The organism is Thermodesulfobacteriota bacterium (assembly GCA_040753795.1).
Lineage (GTDB): Bacteria > Desulfobacterota > Desulfobacteria > Desulfobacterales > Desulfosudaceae > JBFMDX01.
On sequence record JBFMDX010000004.1, the window covers coordinates 78062 to 98714 of the forward strand.

Below are 20653 nucleotides of genomic sequence, written 5' to 3' on the forward strand. Positions count from 1 at the left end.
ATCGGCGGCCATGGATAAACTTTTTCATCAACCGGATATCTCCTTATCCGTTGCGGGGAGGCGGAAATGGCACGCATTGAAACCGATGTGGTCGTGGTCGGAACCGGGCCGGGCGGCGCTACCGTGGCCCGGCAACTGGCCGGACAGGGCAGGGACGTGGTGCTGGTGGAACGCGGCACCTGGAACCAGTGGGCGGTGGGCCGTTACGCCTCGCTGCTGACCATCAACAAACTGGTCCGGCCCAGGGGCGGCGGACTGATGGCCCGGGGCATCACCGTGGGCGGCTCGTCGGTGGTGTACAACGGCAACGCCTATGACCCGCCGTCTTGGCTGAAAACGGAACTGGGCATCGATCTTTCCGAGGAGACCCGCCAGACCAAGGAGGAGTTGATGATCGCGCCCCTGCCCGAATCGTTTTATAGAAAATGGCCCTGCACCCTGCGACTGGTGGAAGCGGCCGCGGACGTCGGCATTCAGCTCGTCCCCCAGCAGAAGTTCATCGATCCCGGCAAATGCCATCCTTCCTGCGACGACTGCATGCTGGGTTGCCGCCGCGGGGCCAAGTGGACGGCCCGGAGTTATGTGCAGGAGGGTGAACAAAACGGTGCCAGGCTGTTTACCGGCGCGTTCGTCGACAGGGTCATCATCGAAAACGGCGCCGCTCGTGGAATTTTCGTAAAATCCCCCCATGTGGATGAAATCCGCGCTAATAAAATCGTCATTTCCGCCGGCGGCATCGGCACCCCGGCCATCCTGCTTCGCTCCGGCATAAAAAAAGCGGGAGAAGGCTTTTTCATCGATCCCATGAACGTGGTCTACGCCATCGGCCGGGAGCTGGGGCCGAAAAACGAAATGACCTTCTGCTTTGCCTCGGAGCAGTTCGTGGAAACGGAAGGGTTCCTGGTGGGCACCATCGGCGCGCTGCCGGTCTTCGGCAACAAGATGCTGCGCCTGGCCAAATCCATGGGAACCGCTGCCGTCACCGGCAGGTTGCCCCGGGTCATGGGCATGTTTACCAAGATCGGGGACTCGCCCGGCGGAACCATCAGTATCAGGGAAAAAATCACCAAGCCTTATCTGCCCGAAGACCGGGAACGGTTTGTGCGGGGCACCGAAGCCTGTAAAAAAATCATGCTCAAAGCCGGGGCCGATCCGGACACCTTCATGGTCGATCACAATGTCGGCGGACACCCCGGCGGTACGGCCGCCATCGGGCGGGTGGTGGACGATCATCTGGAAGCGTTCGCGGCCAAAAATCTGTTTGTCTGCGACGCTTCGGTCTTTCCCCGTTCGCCGGGAAGGCCGCCCACCCTGACCCTTATCGCCCTGGCCAGGCATCTGGCCAAAACACTGTAATTTACCGGGGCGTTTTACTGCATCGGGCCGTTGCCGGGCGGGCCTGTTCCCTGGCCCTAAAAATCAATTACAGACCGCCGGCGGCCATTGTCGGAGGGGTGGCAAAAAACACCGGCGTGATGCACCATCTCCGGCAACTTCTGTCATCCGAAATCACCCCCCTGCCCGTGGACCCCGGAATCGTCGGCGCCATGGGCGCGGCCCTGCTGGCCCGAAATCCGCTATCAAAGTGAGCCGGCGGATTTTCGCCCGGATTCCAGCCAGTCATAAATGGTCGGCAGGACAATCAGCGTCAAAACCGTGGACGTGACCAGCCCGCCCATGACCACTACCGCCAGCGGCTTCTGAATATCCGCCCCCGATCCTGTCGCGTAAAGCATGGGAAGATGCCCGATGAAGCTGGTCAGGGCCGTCATCAGAAGCGGTCTGAAGCGTAAATCGCAGCCGATCCGGACCGTTTCAGCAACGCTTTTGCCGCTTTGACGGAGCTGGCTGAAAAAGGACATGAGTACCACGCCGTTCTGCACCGCGATGCCCAGCAGGACGATAAAGGAAACCGCGGCGGAAACGGAAAGCGGCATGCCGAAAACCCAGATTGCGATGACCCCCCCGACCAGGGCAAAGGGCAGGTTCAGAATCACCAGCAAAGAATCCCTGATCGATCCCAGCGCCAGATAAAGAAGCAGAAGGATCAGAACCAGCGCGATCGGCACCACGATGGCCAGACGTCGCATGGCCCGCTGCTGGTTTTCAAACTGGCCGCCATACTCCAGAAAATACCCGGCGGGAAGCTCCCGTTCCATGCCGGCCAGTTGTTCTTTTACTTCCGCCACAAATCCGCCCAGATCCCGGCCCCTGATATTGACCTCAACGGCTACCCGGCGCATGCCCTTTTCCCGGGTGATCTGGGCCGGGCCTTCCACTGTTGCGATATCGGCGATCCGGTTCAGCGGCACGCGCGCGCCACCGGCCCCGGGAACCATGAGGCCCGCGATGGCAGTCATGTCGTTGCGGACATGCTCCGGAAATTTTACCACGGCGGCGATTCGCTTCTGGCCTTCCGCGACTTGTGTGGCCACGCGTCCGGCCAGGGCGGTTTCCACGACTTCATTTATATCCGCCACATTAATCCCGAACCGGGCCATCTCCCGCCGGTTATAGGCGATCTCGATCTGTTCCATTCCCGAGACCTGCTCCACCCTGACATCCCGGGCACCGGGAACGGCGTTGAGTTTCCCGGCGATACGGTCTGAAAATCCCTTCAGTTTTTCCAGGTCCTCGCCATATATCTTTACCGCCAGATCGCTTTTCACGCCGGAGATCAGTTCGTTGACCCGCAGGGCAATGGGCTGCGAGAAGGAGAGACGGACACCGGGAACGGTCGACAGTTCCTTCTGGATTGCATCCACCAGCTCCGTTTTGGTCCTGCCCGTTTTCCATGCTTTCACGGGTTTTAACATGATGAAGAGATCGGTCTGTTCCGGTCCCATGGGATCTTCCGAAATTTCGGCCCGGCCGGTTTTGCTAATTACAGTTACGACTTCGGGAAAATTCTTCAGCAGCCGTTTTTCCATAAAAGTCGCCACATCCCTGGAACCGTCCAGTGAGGCATTGGGCAGGCGAACCACATTAACGGCAATGGCGCCTTCGTCCAGGTGGGGGATGAATTCCGTCCCGATCCGGGGGATGAGCAGCGCCGCGAAAAGAATGCTCAGCAGCGACAGTCCCACCGTCAGCTTTGTTTTTTTGCGGGCCGCGGTCAGCAGCCGCAGATAGCCGTTATGAAATTTCCGGATGAAAGAAAATTGCTTCTCCCTTTCCTGTTTCAACACCATTTCCGACAAAACCGGCACGATGGTCAGGGCCACCACCAGGGAAACCAGAATGGCGATAATCATGGTCAGCGTCAGCGGCAGAAACATTTTTCCCTCGATGCCCTGAAGCGTGAACAGGGGAACCAGCACGATCACGATGATCAAAATGGAAAAGGCCACCGGGCGCGCCACTTCCCGCAGGGCTTCCACAACGATCTGCCGGCGGAGACCGTTGTCGGTCTGTTCGGCAAAATGCCGCCGGATATTCTCGACGATGACAATGGAAGCATCCACCACCATGCCCACGGAGAAAGCCAGCCCGCCCAGGCTCATGAGATTGGAACTGATACCCGCCCAGCCCATGATGATAAAGGAGGCCAGAAAGGTGAGGGGAAGGGAGGCCACGACAATCAGGGCGGTCCGGAACTCGGCCACGAACAGGAACAGGATGAAAATGACAAAAACGGCGCCTTCGGTCAGCGCTTTCATGACGGTATGGATACAGGCTTCTATCAGGGCCGTGCGGTCGTAAAAGACGTTGATCCGGGCGCCCGCAGGAAGGCTGTTCTGGATTTCCGGAATGGCCGCCTTCACCCGGGCGACCACGTCCTTTGAATTTTCCCCGCGCAGCATGATGACCATGCCCGCCACCGCTTCGCCCTTGCCGTCCCGGGTCACCGCTCCCTGTCTGGGTTGCGGGCCGATTTCCACTGCCGCCACATCCCCGACATGAACCGGTATGCCGTCATGGGCGGAGATGACGATGCCGGCAATATCGCCGATACCGGTCAGCTGTCCGAGGCCCCGGATATAGGTCTGCTCGTCGCCGCGGACGATAACGCCTCCGGCGGCGTTGGCGTTATTGTTTCCCACCGCCTCCACCACGTCCCGCAGGGTCAGGTTATATTTGAGCAGGGCATCCGGATTCACCAGAACGTGATACTGACGGACAAAGCCGCCGAAGCTGTTGACCTCGTTGACTCCCCGGAGCGGCTTCAGGCGGGGGGCAACAAGAAAGTCCTGGAGGCTGCGCAATTCCATGGACGACAGGCTTTCGCTGTCCAGGGTGTACTGGAAGATCTCTCCAAGGCCGGTGCTGATGGGACCCAGCTCCGGTTCAACCGCCGGCGGCAGGCTGGACCGGGCCAGCTGAATCCGCTCGAATACCTGCTGCCGGGCAAAATAAATATCCACGTCATCTTCAAAAACCACCGATACCTGGGAAAGCCCGGCCTTGGAAAGAGAACGGACCGAAACCATGCCGGGGACGCCGCCCATCTGCTGTTCGATGGGATAGGTCACCTGTTGTTCGATATCAGCCGCCGACAATCCTTCGGCTTCCGTCAGGACCATGACCTGAACAGTGGTCACGTCCGGAAAAGCGTCGATGGGAAGCCTCGTCCAGGCGAGGGTCCCGACCAGAATGATCAGGCCGGTAACGGTCAGGGTCAGAAACCGGAACCGGAGAATTCCTTCAAATAGTTTCGTCATGTTTTTTCTCCTAATCCGCGCAGCCCGCGCCCATTTTTTCCCTGAGCACGTCCGATTTCAGCAGAAACGAACCGTCGGCGATCACTGCCTGATCCCTGGCAAGGCCCTGGCGGATCTCCGTGAAGCCCCCGGAACTGTCGCCGGTTTCCACCGGACGTCGGACCCAGTATTCGCCGTCCTTGTGGACAAAGACAAACGTCCGCCCTTCATCGGAAAGTACCGCCCTGTCCGGAACCGCCAGAACGGCAGTGCCGGCGGTCCGGGAGATTACGTCCACGTTGACGAACATACCGGGCCGCAGGCGTCCGTCGGGATTCTTCACGCTGACCCGCGCCCGGATGGTCCGCGTGGTTTCATCCATTTTTCCGGAAACCGCCTCCAGCGTTCCCGGCAGGACGACGCCGTTTCCTCCCGGCGATCGGATCTCACAGGGAATAGGGCCGCCGGAAAGCGAAAGGGACTGGGCATCGGCTTCCCGGATATCGGCGTTGATCCACACTTCGGATATGTCGGAAACGAGCATGACCTCCTGTCCGGCCTCCACCCGGTCTCCGGGGCCGGCAAACCGCTCCAGGACCATGCCGTCAATGGCCGCGGGTATCCGCAGAATGCCGTTGACGGCCGCCGGGCTGGCCGCGGCCAGGGATTCGATATCACCGGCAGATAGCCCCATCCGTTCCAGCCGGGAGCGCGAGCCGGCCAGTTCGATTTCCGCCTCCATCTGTCGGTTCCTGGCCTCCAGCACCTCCACTTCCGCGGCGATTTTTTTGGCAAACAGACCGGCTTCGCGTTCGGCGGTCCGGCCCGCCAGAGTCGCGGCGGCAGCTTTCTTCAGATAATCCGCCCTGGCTTCGGCCGCCTCCGGGCTGTCGATTTCAAAAAGCGCCTCTCCTCTGGATACCCGTCCGCCGATATCGGTCATGATCTTTCGAATGACGCCGGAAACCACGCTCGCCGCCCGTACGGATTTCAGGTCGTTGGTGACCACTTCGCCGGTCAGGGATAACGGCCGGCCCATGGTTCGTTCTTCCGGTAGGGCCGTGGACACAAGGCCGTCGCGGCCGTCCGCGAAAAAAATTTGGTCGGACAGCTTGACGACGCCCAGTTCATACCGGCACTCGTCACAGGTATAGTGGGGAATGTCATGTTCACAGACAGCGGCCCACAGGTCCTCCAGGGTTCGGTCAAGGTCAGATGTCTCGCCCGCAGCGCAGTGGTCATGGGTGTCGGCATGCTCGTGCGCGGCTTCCGCGTGTTCATCGGCCGGCCGGCCGGAAGAGGATTCGGCGTGGTTGTTTATTAATGAAAACCCGACACCCGCTGCCATCAGCAGGGCCAAAACCGCTATGATCAATGGTAGTTTTTTCATATGTTCTCCTTACCGGGGTAAATTGACGGATGAAGGTGGTTCATGTATTTCACGGCCGATCAGACGTTCGATGTCCGCTTTTGATTTATGATAGTCGGCAATGGCGGAGACATATTGCCGTCTGACTTCAACATAAGCTCTCCGGGTTTCCAGAACCGCGATATAATTGATCTTGCCCTCGCGGTATCCTTCCCTGGCCGCCGAAAACGCGGTCTCAGCCGCCGGAATTGCCGTTGTTGCGAGGGATTCAGCGGTTGAAAAGGAGGCTGTCAGGGTCTGGTACGCCTCACCCAGATCATTTTCCGCCTTCAGGATGGCGGCTTTCCGGCTCAGCCGGATTCCGGCCAGGTCCGATCGCGCTTCCCGGGTGGCTCCCTGATTACGATCGAATACCGGAACGGGCAGGGACAGGCTCATGACAAAGGCGGTATCGTCGGATTCATTAAAATAGCGGGGTCCGGCAGCGACCGTCAGATCGGGGATCCGCTCCGCGTCGGCCATCCGGATCCGCATCCGTTGGATTTCCTCTTCCGTATCCCAACGAACGATGTCCGGGTTCCGGATCATCTCCGCCGTCAGGCTGCCCAGGGGCGGTGGCGGCGCCGGGGTGGCAAGGTCGGCGACCGCTTTTTCAAATTCCGGCCGGGCGCGTCCCCAGGTCGCGGCCAGCCGTTTCCGGGCGGTTTCCAGCATCCGTTCCGCCTGCTCATGGTCGATCCGCGCGGTTGCCATGGTGACCTGCGCCTGGATCTCTTCGATGGGCGCTACTTTGCCCGACTTGACCCGTTCGGCCGCGACCTGATAAGCGTCCGCCGCAACCGCTGAGATTTCTCCGGCGATGGCGCAGTCTTCCTGGGCCGCGATAACGTCCCAGAAAGATTTGATGATACCGGCCTGTACCTCCAGGCGCCTGCTTTCGTACTCCTGCAGGGCGGTCTCTTTTTCGAGTTCCGCGGTCTGTTTTCTAACGGCGCGTTTTCCGCCCAGTTCGAATGTCTGGCGGATCTGAAGGGTGGTTTCCGCGCCGTCAAATTTTTCAAGCCCGTTGTCGCCACCGAAATTTTCAATGGCCGCCTCCAGTTCAGGGTTGGGCAGCAGGCCCGCCTGGATTCTTCTTGCCTCCGCCGCGCGTACCGTCCATGAACAGGAGGCCAGTTCGGGATTCTGCGAGAAGCCCAGGGCAAGAGCCCGTTCCAGCGTGATCACGCCGGTGGGGTTCTCGGCGGGCATTTCCTCCGGATCCGCGGGCGGAGAAGAAGAAAACGCGACTCCGGATAATGCCGGCAGAACCAGCAGGATAAACATGATCCATAGTCGTCTGTCTGAAAACATGAAGTTCTCCTGAAAATAATCGTTTGTAAAATACCGTCATGTCCGGCTCGCGGGCTTGTGCGCGAAAAACCGACGGACACTCCGGCAACAGGAACCTGACGGGTGGTGATTTATCCGGTGGTATGAAATTGGATTACTTCGGAAAACTTCAAATCAGCAAAACGGTAGTGCGGAGCGATTCGTGAACGGAGTGGGTGCAAAGAAAAAAGGAAGAGAAAAAAAATCCGCTGCCCGGACAAGGCGGGCAAACGACTCCGGAGGTGAGCGCGGAAAGGCAGGGGTCAGGCATGATCTGCCCGCTTCCGCTGCTTGGAATCGCGGCATGTTCCGTTGCTTCTCTGGACAGGGGAATATCCACGCAGTAACAGGAAGACGGGTCTTGCGGCTGTTCGCCGGGCCGGGTGCAGGAAGCGCATCCCTCCTGGCCTTTGAACTCAATTTCGACCTGTCCGGCACTCCGGTAACAGAGCACGAGGTCGCCCGCGTGGCTGACCGGCAGGGACAGGAAGAAGGCCTGCAGAATCAATAGAATGTAACCGGTCTGTTTATGTCGGATCCATTGTCTCATGTTTTTAAAATATAGCCGTGAAAGTTCCGTTGTCAACTAAGAAATGCCTCCGGGCAGGGACTCCCGGACAGCCTTTTCTTTTGTTTATCAGCCTTTCTCGCATGGTTATGTTGTGGGTCCTCTTGGCGTTGAGCCTGACCCAAAAACCCCCGGGGAGAAAACCCCGGGGGTTTTTTGGGTTTTGTTCATCGGTAATCTTAAGACTGGCTGCGTCCGTTTTAGAAGGTCACCTTGATCTCATTGGAGACCGCGAAGGTGGCATCCCCGTTACCCGCGGCCGGAAGGAGGGCGGTACCGGCCAAAATCTCGTCCCCTTCATCCAGATAACCGACATCAGCCAGGTAGACCAGGTTGTCCATGATCTTCCAGGTAAGGCCCAGGTCGACTTCAAAGCCTAGGTCATCATCGCCGCCGCTGTAATCGTCTTCATCGGTCCAGGCCTGGCCCAGAGCGCCCCGGAGGGTCAGCTTGTCGTTCAGCGGGAAGGAGGCGCCGGCATAGAGCAGGTTCACGCCGGAGAACATGGTGGTATAGCCGTTGTTGAGGGGCTGGCCGCCGGCATCGCCGGTCAGAATCATGAGCGGCCTGAAATCATCCCCGATTCCATGATACAGCAGGTTGCCGATGGTGATATCCCCGTCCGTTTTCAGCAGCTCACCGTAATCCTGGCCCTGGGCCGAAGCGTAACCCAGATTGAAAGCTGCTTTTTCCAAATCTGCGGACGCTTCCACCTTAAAGGTCAGGGCGTCAATGTCGCGATCATCAAAGGCAACCGGCTGCAGGTTGGCATCAAGAAAGGTAATCCCTCTGTTGGCGGCTTCGTATTCACCCATTTCATAAATGACTTCCGCTTCCAGGCCAATGACACCGAAAGAGGCTTTGACATAGGGCGCCAGGGCGTAGTTCTGCAGATTTTCATAGCTGTAGTAGATGCCGGAAATCCCGGAGGCCAGAGGCGTCGCCGGGACGGGGACGCCCGTACCGGGAGGCAGGCCGTTGGCCGCGCCGAGGGTCTGTCCCAACGGTGAGGTGGCGGGCACGCTCTGCCGCAGGTCCATGTAATAGGTTCCCGTCGGATAGCCCACCATTGGCGCCAGGGCGGAAATGTCGGTGCCGGCCGAATACAGATCAACGACTTCAATCAGGGGAAGGTTGTCCACCAGGTCGGCGACCTCATCCACATCCTGATACCGCAAGGCCATGCCGGCCTCCACTTTGTCTTTCTTAAGGACGCCCAGCACGTAGTAGGAATCGCAGTCCCCTTCATCGTCGACATCGCCCAGGGTGTTGTCCTCGACCAGTTTTTCATAAAGCGCGCCAAAAACAAGATCTTTTTCTTTGGTCGCCGCGAAATATTCGAGGCGGTCAAAGGAATAATCCACGCCGGTGTTGCCCAGGTCGGTTCCCCAGGCGCTGCCGCCGGGAATGCGGCCGCCCTTGAACAGGCCGATGGGAGACATGATGGTCATATAAACGGCGTCCACGTCAATGTCGTCATTATCCGCATGACCGTCGCCATCGAAAAAAAGGTCTTCATCGCCGAAAGTTTGATCGTCAAACACATCCGCGCGGGTGGTTATGGACACCTTGTCATTGGCGTTAAGGACAGCCTGCAGCCGGAAACGGTGATCCAGCCAGGAGGCGGAATCTTTTTCCCCGTCATCCTGCAAGGTGGGATTGTCGTTATAAAACCCTCTGATCCGGTACTCTCCGGAAAAGTCGACATCCACGGCCAGTGCCGGCAACGTCAGCACCAGAGCCAGGGATGCCAATACGCATACCACTAGCCATTTTTTCATGATACCTCTCCTTTTCTTTAAATATTACAAATGAAATGCTTAAAAACACGCACATCCTGATCAGCACATCGCTGCGCTGTTTGGAAAAACTAAGAGAGCATGGGTGTCAAACCCGTTGCCGTATGACAAGCATCCCTCCTTCCCGTTAGATTATGAACCAGGGTTGGAAATAATCCACAAGAGAGGAACCGTCATCGTTTTCCGTCCTTTAACTTCTAATGTTTTTTTTGTCAACCTTTTTTGCTAACCGTACGCTAATATTTCAGGGCAACGTTAAACACCAGGGTTAAACAATGCCTTATGACGCGATGCCGCGATTGCGCTCCATATTCAATCCGCGACATGCGCCCATTGACTACCTGCCGGTGAACACGGGCGGCCGCTTTTCCAGAAAAGCGGTCTGGCCTTCAGCCAGGTCCCGGCTGGCAAAAGACTCCTTGATAATGATTTCCGCCCGGGCCAGATCCTGCGGTTTGAATTCAGCCGACCGGGCCAGCATGTTCATGATCTCTTTCATCCCCTTTAAGGACAGCGGGGCATTACCGGCGATCTGACGCGCGATGTCGAACGTGATGGTACGCAGGTCGGTCGCCGGTGCCAGGCGATGAACGAATCCGGTTGCCAGCACTTCCGCGCCCTCATAGGTCCGGGCGGTAAAAAACACCTCCCGGGTAACCGCCGATCCCAGGACATCGGCGAACTGCTTCAATCCGTCGGGATGATAAACCAGCCCCAGCCGGGCCGGCGGCATGCCGACCTTGATCGTGTCCACGGCAATGCGGATGTCGCAGCAGATGGCGAGATTCAGCCCGGCGCCGAAGGCGTATCCGTTCATCATTGCGATGACCGGATAGGGGTAGTTGCGGACGCTGTCCAGGGCCAGGGTCAGGGGATTTTGTGTTTTCAGCAACTCGGCCATCTCGGGCGGAACATGGGTGGGAATGGCGGAGACATCATAGCCGGAAGAAAATGCTTTATCACTGCCGCCGCTGATGACTACCGCGCGGATGTCATCCGTCTGTGACCAGCGGGAAAGTGTCAGATGAATCATCACCAGCAATTCCGGAGAAAGAGCATTGCGTTTTTCCGGCCGGTTTATGGTCAGAAGACCGATGTGGTCTTTCACCTCTTCGAGCAGTATGGGCTTGTCCGTCATTGTCAGTTCCTTCATTTGTTGTTATGGTTCACCGCCAATTTTTTTGTGACAACCGTAAGGATATATGGTTATCCATAAATAACAAGCGGGAAGACATCTTTCTTGCTGTTGCTTCTTCGGTTCAAATCGGATAACTTTTTTTCGTGAAAAGCGGAACGTCCGGCCGGAACCGTATGGTCCGGACAACACCATATCAAGAGGAGCAGTCATGACATTCATCAGCACGGCCGTGGATAAAGACCGCTTCGCGGAAACGGTCGGCGTTCGCCTGCTTGAGGTGTCGGCGGGTTATGCGAAAGCGGAAATGACCATCGAAGAAAAACATCTCAACGGGCTGGACATGGCCCACGGCGGCGCCATCTTCACCGTGGCCGATCTGGCCTTTGCCGCGGCCTGCAATTCCCACGGCATTGACGCCGTGGCGGTGTCCGTCAGTGTTTCCTTTCTGAAAGCCGCCGCGGTCGGCGACCGCCTGACCGCCGAGGCCAGAGAAGTCTCCGTCAGCCGCAAACTGGGCACCTACCTGATGACGGTCGCCAACGACCGGGGCGAGACCGTGGCCTCCATGCAGGGCGTGGCCTTCCGCAAAACGCCGAAATAGGTAACCACGGGGAGATGATGGAACAGGCTTGCCCGCTTATACAAACCAGTTTTCCAGGGACAACTTCTTAAACAGCTTGAAGTCGTTCAGATTGCGGGTGACAAGGGTCAGGTTGTTGATCATGGCAATGGCCGCAATCTGACCGTCAACAAAGGAGGGCGTTTTCCCCGTTGCGGACAACCGGGCTCTTTCGGCGGCATGCAAAGCCGCCACGGTTGCATCATAAGGGAGGATCCCCATCGTCTGCCGAATGACGGTTTCAAGAAAGATCTCAAGCTGTTTCTTTCTGGATGAGGCCGGAAGCCGTTGACAGCCGAAGTTGAGTTCATGCCAGACCGGAGCAGCTGTGAAGAGTTTGTCCTGATGCAACTCAAGCTTATTCATCACGCCCGCGTTCGGCGTTTTTTTAACCATTTCCGAAATAATATTCGTATCCAGCAGAAACATTATTTGAATACCACTCTTCTACCCGCTGCCTTGTCCCGCAGGTTGTCAGGAAACTCATCTGTGGAAAAGTTACGGCGTTTTACTGTTTCTCGAAAAGCACAAAGGGCTTGCCAGAAAGAAGACCCCTGTTTTTTTGTTTTATTGTATTCATTGATCGATACCAGCACGGCAACCGGTTTGCCATGTCTTGTCAATTGAGCGGTTGCGCCAATTTCCACACGATGAATAATGGCAGGCAGTCGATTCTTTGCTTCTGAAATCGTATAGGTTTTTTTCATGGTCGCACCTCTATGCTGTCTCTAAACATTCACAATACCAGATTTGAAATGTAGCCTTTTTTCTGGCTATAATCAATAATTTCTTTTTAAAGATGCCCTCAACCCGGCCTTGTCGCGTCAAGCACAACCCGCCGCTGCTCTTCCGTCAGCCCCAGGACAGTCATGATCAAACCGTCAATGGCATCGCCGACGTCTTCACCGGCCATGGCCCGGTCCACCAGATCCGCCAGCCGCTTCAATTGAGTCGCGCCCAGAAGGGGAAGGGGAAGGGTCTCCAGATCGCCCCGCAGGATCTTGTGCGTATGGAATTTTTTTAAGAACACGAATCCGCATACCCGTGAATTCAACACCCCCAGAACGGCCTTTACCGGATAACCGACCAGTTTCGGAATAAGAATATTGGCGCTGTTGAGGGTAAGGGCACCGCTGTTGTCACAGGCAAAAATCAGCCGCCTTGAAATGAACCGGTAAACCAGTTTTTCTTTTGCCCGGTATTTTTGCTCCGGCGCGGTCTGCTGGAACCGCTCCGGTGTAAAACGAAGATAGGCACCGGGTTTTTTCAGGCGATAGGGCTCGATGTCCTTGCCCCGATATACGGGCTCCATGCCTTGACGGCATTTATCCGTCACGTATTTGCGGTTGTCGCCGGTGACAATGCCCAGGCCCCAGTCGGCCGCGCCGTTGAGCGTTACATGAGGAAAGTCGTATATTTTTTTTATCACGGCCGCCTCGGTTTCGGTCAGGCGGGCGTCAATCGTACGGTGTCCGTTTTTCAAAAACCGGGCTTGAGGCACGGCATGAACCCGCCCATTCTCGATGATCACGCGCGTCCGCGCCGTTTTCGCGGGGAGGTGTTTGCCGGCGTCAAGCCGGATCACCGGCGAAAGCACTCCCGAAAAGCGCCTTCCCAGAAATGTCACGCTGGTCAGGGAGGCGTGAGAGAGCAGGTGCTCCCGGATGTCATGGTGAGCCCGGATGTTCAGAAACGATTCCGGAAGAATGAAGGAGAGCCGGCCGTCTCTCTCCAGCGCCTCCAGGGCGGCGGCCAGAAAAAAGGAAAAAGACTCGCCGGAAGCGATAAAGGGATAAGCCTGCCTCAATTTTTTCCGCCGGGCCGGGGTGAAAACCGCCCCCCAGGGCGGATTGGTGGCGATCATTTCGAAACGCTGACCGCGGCAGGACGCCGCTTTTGGATCCAGAAAATCGGCGACAAAAATATGGGGCGAGAATTCCTGGTCGGCAAAGGCCAGCAGCAGGTTGATGCGGGCCAGGCGGACGGCGATAGGATCCAGGTCTAAGCCGTACAGGTCTTCCGGCCGATAGCCGCGCCCGGCGGCGTGGACCAGGAACTGACCAGTGCCGCAGCAGGGGTCCAGAAACCGGCCCCCGGAACAAGGGCCGTCAAAAACACCATCCAGCAGTTCCACCGGCGTGTAGTAAAGACCCTGGCCGGACCGGCGGCCTTCAAACAGCAGGGATTGATAAATAAAGCCAAGAAGGTCCGCGTGCCCGACCCGGTCCAAAGAACGGAATATGTCGGCGTACCCGGCACCCCGGCCGGTCGGCCGGCTTTTTAACTCCCGGAGCCAGTCCGTCATTTCCCGCTTAAGCGACAACCGACGCCAGTGCGTAAAGGCCCGGACGGAAAAAACATCGGCCCCGTTCCGTACCCGGACTTCGTTCTTTATCTCCAGCAGCCGGGCCGCCAGCACGAACAGGGTTTTTTCCAGATCAAGGCCCGCGCCGGCAAAGCGCCGGCAAAGCGCCTCTGCCATTCCAACCAGATCGGCGCTGCCGGCGTATTCGGAAGGCGTAATCGTTCGGCGCAGCCGGAGCTTGTTGGCCCGTTGGTTCAGCCGGTCGATGGATCCGGCGGCCAGTTGCTTTTTGAGGCGGATGACGTCGCTGTGCAAATACGCCTTGCGGGTGCCCGGCACACACGTCAGATATCCGTGCCGGACCCAGTTGCGCACCGTGGCCTCCGAGATATTCAGCAGCCGGGCCGCTTCCCCGGCCATGATGACGCGCCGTTCCGCCATCAGACCCTGGTGGCCGCTTTGTACTGTCGGACCCGTTCGGCCACAAGCTCCGGCAGGCCAGGGTTGTCCAGATTTTCCTCGATCAAACGCTCAAAAGCGCTGCCGATGACCACGCCGTCGGCCGCCTTTGATACCCGGGCCACATCGTCGGCGGTGGAGATGCCGAAGCCCACGCACACGGGCAGGGTCGTGGTTTTTCTGACCCGTAAGCAGAGATCGGCGATGGGATCGGTCTGCAGGCCGGCGGAGCCGGTAACACCGGTCATGGAGACCAGGTAGACAAATCCGCTGGCCGCGGTGGTGATGACGGCCACCCGCTCCGGCGGGGTGGTGGGCGCCACCAGCCGGATCAGGGAAAAACCCTTGCCGGTCCAGCAGGCGGTCAGTTCGTCGGACTCTTCCGGCGGCAGGTCCACCACCAGCACCCCGTCAGCGCCGGCGTCAACGGCGGCCCGGTAAAAAGATTCAACGCCGTAGGAAAAAATCGGGTTGTAATAAGAAAAGATGATGACGGGCACCTCGGTCTCTTTTCTCAAGTCGGCCGTCATGTCCAGCACGGTGGACAGGGTCGTCCCCTTTTTCAGGGCTCTTTCCGAGGAGCGCTGAATGACCGGCCCGTCGGCCGTGGGGTCGGAAAAGGGCACGCCCAGTTCCAGAATATCCAGGCCGGAGCGGCACATGGCGGATATGATCTGTTTCGATACGGCCGGATTCGGATCCCCGGCGGTCACAAAGCCCACCAGCGCCTTTTCCTTTTGCGCGGCCAGCCGTTGAAAGGTTTCGTTGATGCGGTCCATATATGCGTCTCCCGTTGCTCGGTCCCTTTTTTGTTCGTCATCACCCGGCTTGTCCGGGTGATCCAGTTTATAAAAGCCCTGTTTCCGCCGGCTCATCCGCCGTGGGCTTCGATTATGCCTAAGTCCTTATCCCCCCGTCCGGACAGGTTAACCACGATGATGCTGTCCGCCGGCATTTGCGGAGCCATGCGGATGGCGCCGGCCACGGCGTGGGCGCTCTCCAGTGCCGGAATAATGCCTTCCAGGGTGCACAGCCGGTGAAAGGCGGCCAGGGCTTCATCGTCGGTGGCGGTGAGGTAGCGCACCCGTTTCAGATCCTTGAGCAGGGAATGTTCCGGCCCCACGCCGGGATAATCCAGCCCCGCGGAAATGGAATGAACCGGCGCGATCTGGCCGTGCTCATCCTGCAGCACATAAGACTTGGAGCCGTGCAGGACGCCGGGGGTGCCGCGGTTGAGGGTGGCGGCATGGGCGGTAGTGTCCAGACCGTGGCCGCCGGCTTCCACGCCGATGATTTCCACCGGATCGTTTAAAAACGGATAAAACAGGCCCATGGCGTTGCTGCCGCCGCCCACACAGGCGATCAGCATATCCGGCAGCCGCCCCTCCAGTGCCATCATCTGGTCGCGGGTCTCCTCGCCGATGATTTTCTGAAAATCCCTGACCATGGCCGGGTAGGGGTGGGGGCCGGCCACGGAGCCGATGACGTAAAAGGTGTCCCGCACGGTGGAGACCCAGTGGCGCATGGCCTCGTTCATGGCGTCCTTGAGGGTGCCGGTGCCGGACTTGACCGGCGTGACGGTGGCGCCCAGAAGCTTCATGCGCTTGACGTTGGGCGCCTGGCGCTCGATGTCCTCCACGCCCATGAAGACCTGACAGGCCATGCCCAGCAGGGCGGCGGCCGTGGCCGTGGCCACGCCGTGCTGACCGGCGCCGGTTTCGGCGATGACCCGTTTTTTGCCCATCCATTTAGCCAGCAGGGCCTGGCCGATGGTGTTGTTGATTTTGTGGGCGCCGGTATGGGCCAGGTCTTCGCGCTTGAGATAAACGCGGCCGCCTTTTAAAAATTCCGTCAGGCGTTCGGCAAAATAAAGCGGGGTAGGCCGGCCCACGTAATCGGCCAGCAGGTGCTTGAGTTCCTGCTGAAAGACCTGATCGGGCATGATTTTCCGGCGCTTTTCATCCAGCTCCAGCACGGCCGGCATCAGGGTTTCGGCGATGTACATGCCGCCGTAAGCGCCGAAATGGCCGCGCTCGTCCGGATAAATCCCCACCGCCGGTATGACCTTATCAGATGGCGTTGTCATTAAAGATCCTCCTTATGGTCCGGCCGGCCGGATAAGCGTCGCTGCTTTGGCGGACGGACGTGATGAATGTTTCCACTTTTTTCAGGTCTTTTGTGCCGGGCGCGGCTTCCACTCCGGAGCTGACGTCCACGGCATCGGGCAGGGCCGCCTTTATGGCCGCGGCGATGTTTTCCGGGCTCAGCCCGCCGGCCAGAATCAAAGGCGATTTGGCCTCCAGGTCTCTTGCCTGGCGCCAGTCCCAGGTCTCGGCATTGCCGCCGGGAAGCTTGCCCTGGCCGCACTCCACCAGAAGGCCGTCGGCATTGTACCGGGCCGCGTCCTTGATAAACGGCGCCCGTTCGGCGAACAGGGCCTTGATCACCAGCACGCCGCTGTTCATGAGCAGGGTGACGTCATCCCGGGATTCCGTCCCGTGCAGTTGCGCGCCGGTCAGCCCGCAGGCATCCACGATTTCCATGACCGCCTCGGGTTTTTCATTGACGAACACCCCGATGACCTCCGCCCGGTCCCCGACGGCCGCGCAGATCTCCCTGGCCTGGTTCCGGCTGACATGGCGCGGGCTTTTGGCGAAAAACACGCAGCCGACGGCATCCGCCCCCAGCCGCACGCACGCCTCCGCCTCTTCGGCCGAAGTCAGCCCGCAGATTTTTATCTGGGGGGTATGCAGATCCTGTTGTGTTTGATTCATTTGGTTTCTCTTGGTCCTCTTGTCCGGAGCTGTAAAAACCCGCTTTGTTCGCTCACCCGATCATTTTGGGCGGGTTCAGCGCCCTTCGCTAAATTTCTCGAACTCGGGCTGCTCCCTCAAACAGCGAGAAATTTTTAACGCGAAGGACCTTGAACCCTTTTTCCCCAAAATGATCAACGTTCGCTCACAAAGGACTTTTTACGCGCCCGGCCTGGCATATAACTCCTTGGCATAAAGATCATTAAGAACATTTTCCCCATGCCCCGCGCTTGTTTCCCGGCCTTTCTTTGTTCGTCACCACCCGGCCTGACCGGGTGATCCAGAGTCAAAATGACCTTATTCCTTTTTCATAAATTTTCCCGTGGGGCCGGAGATGGTTTTTGGAGCGACGGTGATTGCTTTCGGGAAACAATTCAGCAAAACCCTGAGCGTTAAAAATTTCTCGCTGTTTGAGGGCGCAGCCCGAGTTCGAGAAATTTAGCGAAGGACTTTGCTGAATCCCGAAAGCGATCCGTCGCGAAAAAAACATCCCGGCCCCACTTCCTTCTTTTGCTCATGTAATCATATCGTTCAGCGCTCCATAAACACCAGCGGTGCTTTTCGCCGATCACCCCAGCCTTTACTTGATGTCGCAATCTGCGACTTCAAACTTTACATCTTCTCTGATTAGTTGAAAGTCTTTGTTATAATATGCCCCATAGTCTTGTAAGTTGCATTCGCATGCCACTCACGCCTACTCTTTTGAATCCTTTCCGATCCTGGCGATGGTGCCCTGGGCCACCGCGCACAAATTCTCTTTGCCTTCACTGTTCACGAAGATCTCACAGCGGCAAACCGCTTGAGTCTTACTGGAGTAGATGACTGTCGCTCTGGCGATCAACTTGTCGCCTATGGCCGGCCGCAGGTAGTTGATCTTGAACTCCGACGTCACCACCGCCGGCCCGAGCACGCTTCCGCCCACAAACGTCAGGGCGTTGTCGGCGGCGTAGCTGATCACGCCGCCGTGCACAAACCCGTGCTGCTGTTTCAATTGAGGCGTGACGGGAATAGTCAGTTCCGTCACCCCCGGCCCGAAGGCCGTCATCTCCGCACCGACCAGGACGCTGAACGGCTGCGTCGCCAGGACCTCTTTTCCCAGCTTCAAAAACTCATCCATGTCACTCCGCCCCCTTGATCAGCCCCCGCAAAAACCCCACGGTGTCCTCGGCCCGGACAATGCTCTCACCGATGAGAAAGATGTTGATGCCCGCCTTCCGGGTCGCGCGGATGTCATCGGCCGTGCTGATGCCGCTGGCCGCCACCGGAACCTGGCCGTCCCTAAACTGCGACACCAGCCGGGTGGCCACGGCAATGTCGGTCTTAAAGGTTTTCAAATCACGGTTGTTGATGCCGATCAGCTCGGCCCCGGCTGCCGTGGCCTTGTCCAGGTCGGCAGCGTCATGCACCTCCACCAGCGGGTCAAGCCGCAGTTCCCGGCACAGAGCCAGCAGATCAGTCAGTTGCTCCGAAGACAGCATGCGCACGATCAGCAGAGCCGCGTCCGCTCCGGCGGCCGCGGCTTCGTAAAACTGGTAGGGGTCAATCAGAAAGTCCTTACGCAGCACCGGCAGACTCACGGCCTTTCGCGCGGCGACCAGGTCGTCCAGGAAGCCTTTGAAAAACTGCTGGTCCGTAAGCACGGAAATGGCGGCGGCCCCGCCCGCCTCATACCGCCGGGCATAGTCGCCGGCGTCCATATCGCCGCGGATGATGCCCTTGGAGGGCGAGGCCCGCTTGATCTCGGCAATGATGCCGATGCCATTTTCATGGGCCTGACGCAGTCGGCCGATAAACGGACGTTGGCCCTCCCGCTGCTCGGCTCGGTTCCGCAGGGCACTCGCCGGTTCCCTTTTCCTGGCCGCCGCGATTTCTTCCTTTTTGGCGGCCGCTATTTTTTCTAAAATGTTTTCGGCCATGATCTTTTCCCGGGCTATCCGTTTCGCCGCGTAAAATCCACCAGTTGCTCCAGCTTGGCCAGAGCCTTGCCGCTTTCAATGATTTCATTGGCCAGCTGAACACCTTCAGCCAACTTGTCGGCCTTTCCCGCCGCCACCAGGGCCGCCCCGGCATTAATGGCCACGATGTTCCTCCGGGCGCCTCTTTCCCGTCCGCTTAAAATATTCAGCGTAATCTCCGCGTTCTCTTCCGGAGCGCCGCCGTTAAGATCATCCGGGCGAGCGGTTTCCCCGAAGAATTGCTCCGGAGAAATGTCGTAGGTGGTCACGGCCTTATCCTTCAGCTCCGAAACGCGGGTGGGGGCGCACACGGAGATTTCATCCAGCCCGTCGTGGCCATGAACCACAAAGGCCCGCCGGGTGCCCAGCAGGTTGAGGGAATTGGCCACCATCTCCGTGAGCTGGGGGGCGAACACGCCCAGCACCTGGCAGTTGGCGCCGGCCGGATTGGTCAACGGGCCCAGGATGTTAAAGATACTGCGCACACCCAGTTCCTTGCGGGGACCGGCGGCGAACTTCATGGCCCCGTGAAACAACGGCGCGAACAGAAAACCGATGTTGATTTCATTGATGGCCTCTTCGGCCACCTCCGGCTCGGTGTTCAGTTTCACGCCCAGGGCCTCCAGCACGTCGGCGCTGCCGCATTTGCTGGAAATGGAGCGGTTGCCGTGCTTGGCCACGGTGACGCCGGCGCCGGCCACGACAAAGGCGGCGGTGGTGGAAATGTTGAAGGTGCCGGACTTGTCGCCGCCGGTGCCGCAGGTGTCCACCACGATGGTCGACGAGGCCTGGACACGGGTGGCTTTCTGGCGCATGGCCTCGGCCGCTCCGGCCAGCTCTTCAAAAGTTTCGCCCTTGGCGGCCAGGGTCGCGATAAAGGCGCCGATCTGGGCATCGGTCAGGTTTCCGGAAAAAATTTCGGAAAACACGGCCGCGATCTCTTCCCGGGCCAGATTCTGCCGGGCAATGAGTTTGGTTAGTATCTGTGAAAACATTTTCCCCTCCTAATTAATTATCCCCTTTTTATTCATAATTCAGCCGCCTTATACTGTCAACCGCAGGAAATTTTTAATGATTCTTTTCCCCTTGGGCGTCATGATCGACTCGGGGTGGAACTGAATACCCTCGGTAGGATGAGTCCGGTGCCGGATGCCCATGATTTCGCCGTCGGCCGTCTCGGCCGTGATTTCCAGGCAGTCCGGCATGGTCTCCCGGACCACCGCCAGGGAGTGATAGCGCATGGCATCAAACGGCGAGGGAATGCCTTCGAAAATGGTTTTCCCGTCGGTGGTCACGGCCGAGGTCTTGCCGTGCATGATGGACTTGGCCAGGTCCACCTTGCCGCCGAAGGCCTCGGCAATGGCCTGGTGTCCCAGACAGACACCGAGAATCGGGATCTTTCCGGACAGGGCCCGGATCAGCTCCATGGATATACCCGCTTCCGCCGGCCGCCCCGGCCCGGGCGAGATGACCAGATGCGACGGCGTCATCCCGCATACTTCGGCCACGGTCCGGTCGTCGTTGCGAATGACCGCGACATCGGCCGACAGCATCCGCAGATACTGGACCAGGTTGTAAGTAAAGGAATCGTAATTGTCTATCATCAGGATCATGGCA

19 protein-coding genes are annotated in these 20653 nt (G+C 58.5%); 3 read left to right on the forward strand and 16 right to left on the reverse strand.

The features are described 5' to 3' along the window. The first annotated feature begins 66 nt into the window (after positions 1-66). Positions 67-1356, forward strand: a complete 1290-nt coding sequence (locus tag AB1724_06740) for a GMC family oxidoreductase (GenBank protein ID MEW6077487.1) — start codon at positions 67-69, stop codon at positions 1354-1356. 17 nt (positions 1357-1373) lie between these two features. After that, positions 1374-1589 (forward strand): BadF/BadG/BcrA/BcrD ATPase family protein, encoded by a 216-nt coding sequence (locus AB1724_06745; GenBank protein ID MEW6077488.1) that lies wholly within the window; start codon positions 1374-1376, stop codon positions 1587-1589. Here the strand turns inward: AB1724_06745 and AB1724_06750 are convergent. The 6 genes from AB1724_06750 to AB1724_06775 form a co-directional block, all read right to left on the reverse strand. Continuing rightward, complete coding sequence (locus AB1724_06750) at positions 1581-4661, reverse strand: CusA/CzcA family heavy metal efflux RND transporter (GenBank protein MEW6077489.1); 3081 nt, start codon at positions 4659-4661, stop codon at positions 1581-1583. The two genes, AB1724_06745 and AB1724_06750, sit on opposite strands and share 9 nt — an antisense overlap. Positions 4662-4671: 10 nt before the next feature. Beyond that, positions 4672-6030 (reverse strand): efflux RND transporter periplasmic adaptor subunit, encoded by a 1359-nt coding sequence (locus AB1724_06755; protein ID MEW6077490.1) that lies wholly within the window; start codon positions 6028-6030, stop codon positions 4672-4674. 9 nt (positions 6031-6039) lie between these two features. Continuing rightward, complete coding sequence (locus AB1724_06760) at positions 6040-7362, reverse strand: TolC family protein (protein ID MEW6077491.1); 1323 nt, start codon at positions 7360-7362, stop codon at positions 6040-6042. Between the two features lie 148 nt (positions 7363-7510). Next, on the reverse strand, positions 7511-7966 hold the full coding sequence (locus AB1724_06765) for a hypothetical protein (protein MEW6077492.1): 456 nt from the start codon (positions 7964-7966) through the stop codon (positions 7511-7513). A 182-nt stretch (positions 7967-8148) separates the two neighbouring features. Then, positions 8149-9729: a hypothetical protein gene (locus tag AB1724_06770; GenBank protein MEW6077493.1), complete on the reverse strand. Its 1581-nt coding sequence runs from the start codon at positions 9727-9729 to the stop codon at positions 8149-8151. 355 nt (positions 9730-10084) lie between these two features. Beyond that, positions 10085-10900 carry an enoyl-CoA hydratase-related protein gene (locus tag AB1724_06775; GenBank protein ID MEW6077494.1) on the reverse strand — a complete coding sequence of 272 codons (816 nt, stop codon included), beginning with the start codon at positions 10898-10900 and terminating at the stop codon, positions 10085-10087. Positions 10901-11093: 193 nt separating this feature from the next. Here AB1724_06775 and AB1724_06780 point away from each other — a divergent pair, with 193 nt between their 5' ends. Continuing rightward, on the forward strand, positions 11094-11486 hold the full coding sequence (locus AB1724_06780; protein ID MEW6077495.1) for a hotdog fold thioesterase: 393 nt from the start codon (positions 11094-11096) through the stop codon (positions 11484-11486). Between the two features lie 36 nt (positions 11487-11522). Here the strand turns inward: AB1724_06780 and AB1724_06785 are convergent, their stop codons facing one another. The 10 genes from AB1724_06785 to AB1724_06830 form a co-directional block, all read right to left on the reverse strand. Next, a complete protein-coding gene (locus AB1724_06785; protein ID MEW6077496.1) occupies positions 11523-11933 on the reverse strand; it encodes a type II toxin-antitoxin system VapC family toxin in 411 nt (136 codons plus the stop codon). Continuing rightward, complete coding sequence (locus tag AB1724_06790; GenBank protein ID MEW6077497.1) at positions 11933-12211, reverse strand: type II toxin-antitoxin system prevent-host-death family antitoxin; 279 nt, start codon at positions 12209-12211, stop codon at positions 11933-11935. Before AB1724_06790 ends, AB1724_06785 begins: the two co-directional genes overlap by 1 nt. Positions 12212-12309: 98 nt before the next feature. After that, positions 12310-14250 carry a TaqI-like C-terminal specificity domain-containing protein gene (locus AB1724_06795; GenBank protein MEW6077498.1) on the reverse strand — a complete coding sequence of 647 codons (1941 nt, stop codon included), beginning with the start codon at positions 14248-14250 and terminating at the stop codon, positions 12310-12312. Next, positions 14250-15047: a tryptophan synthase subunit alpha gene (trpA, locus tag AB1724_06800; protein ID MEW6077499.1), complete on the reverse strand. Its 798-nt coding sequence runs from the start codon at positions 15045-15047 to the stop codon at positions 14250-14252. Before trpA ends, AB1724_06795 begins: the two co-directional genes overlap by 1 nt. 92 nt (positions 15048-15139) lie before the next feature. Beyond that, positions 15140-16354, reverse strand: coding sequence for a tryptophan synthase subunit beta (gene trpB, locus AB1724_06805; GenBank protein ID MEW6077500.1), 1215 nt, complete (start codon positions 16352-16354; stop codon positions 15140-15142). Beyond that, positions 16338-17042, reverse strand: a complete 705-nt coding sequence (locus AB1724_06810) for a phosphoribosylanthranilate isomerase (GenBank protein ID MEW6077501.1) — start codon at positions 17040-17042, stop codon at positions 16338-16340. The genes trpB and AB1724_06810 overlap by 17 nt, the downstream gene beginning before the upstream one ends. Before the next feature lie 733 nt (positions 17043-17775). Continuing rightward, positions 17776-18198: a PaaI family thioesterase gene (locus tag AB1724_06815; GenBank protein ID MEW6077502.1), complete on the reverse strand. Its 423-nt coding sequence runs from the start codon at positions 18196-18198 to the stop codon at positions 17776-17778. Position 18199: 1 nt separating this feature from the next. Next, positions 18200-18997: an indole-3-glycerol phosphate synthase TrpC gene (trpC, locus tag AB1724_06820; GenBank protein ID MEW6077503.1), complete on the reverse strand. Its 798-nt coding sequence runs from the start codon at positions 18995-18997 to the stop codon at positions 18200-18202. A gap of 14 nt (positions 18998-19011) precedes the next feature. After that, positions 19012-20031, reverse strand: coding sequence for an anthranilate phosphoribosyltransferase (gene trpD, locus AB1724_06825; protein ID MEW6077504.1), 1020 nt, complete (start codon positions 20029-20031; stop codon positions 19012-19014). Between the two features lie 48 nt (positions 20032-20079). After that, positions 20080-20649: an aminodeoxychorismate/anthranilate synthase component II gene (locus AB1724_06830; GenBank protein MEW6077505.1), complete on the reverse strand. Its 570-nt coding sequence runs from the start codon at positions 20647-20649 to the stop codon at positions 20080-20082. Positions 20650-20653: the final 4 nt, after the last annotated feature.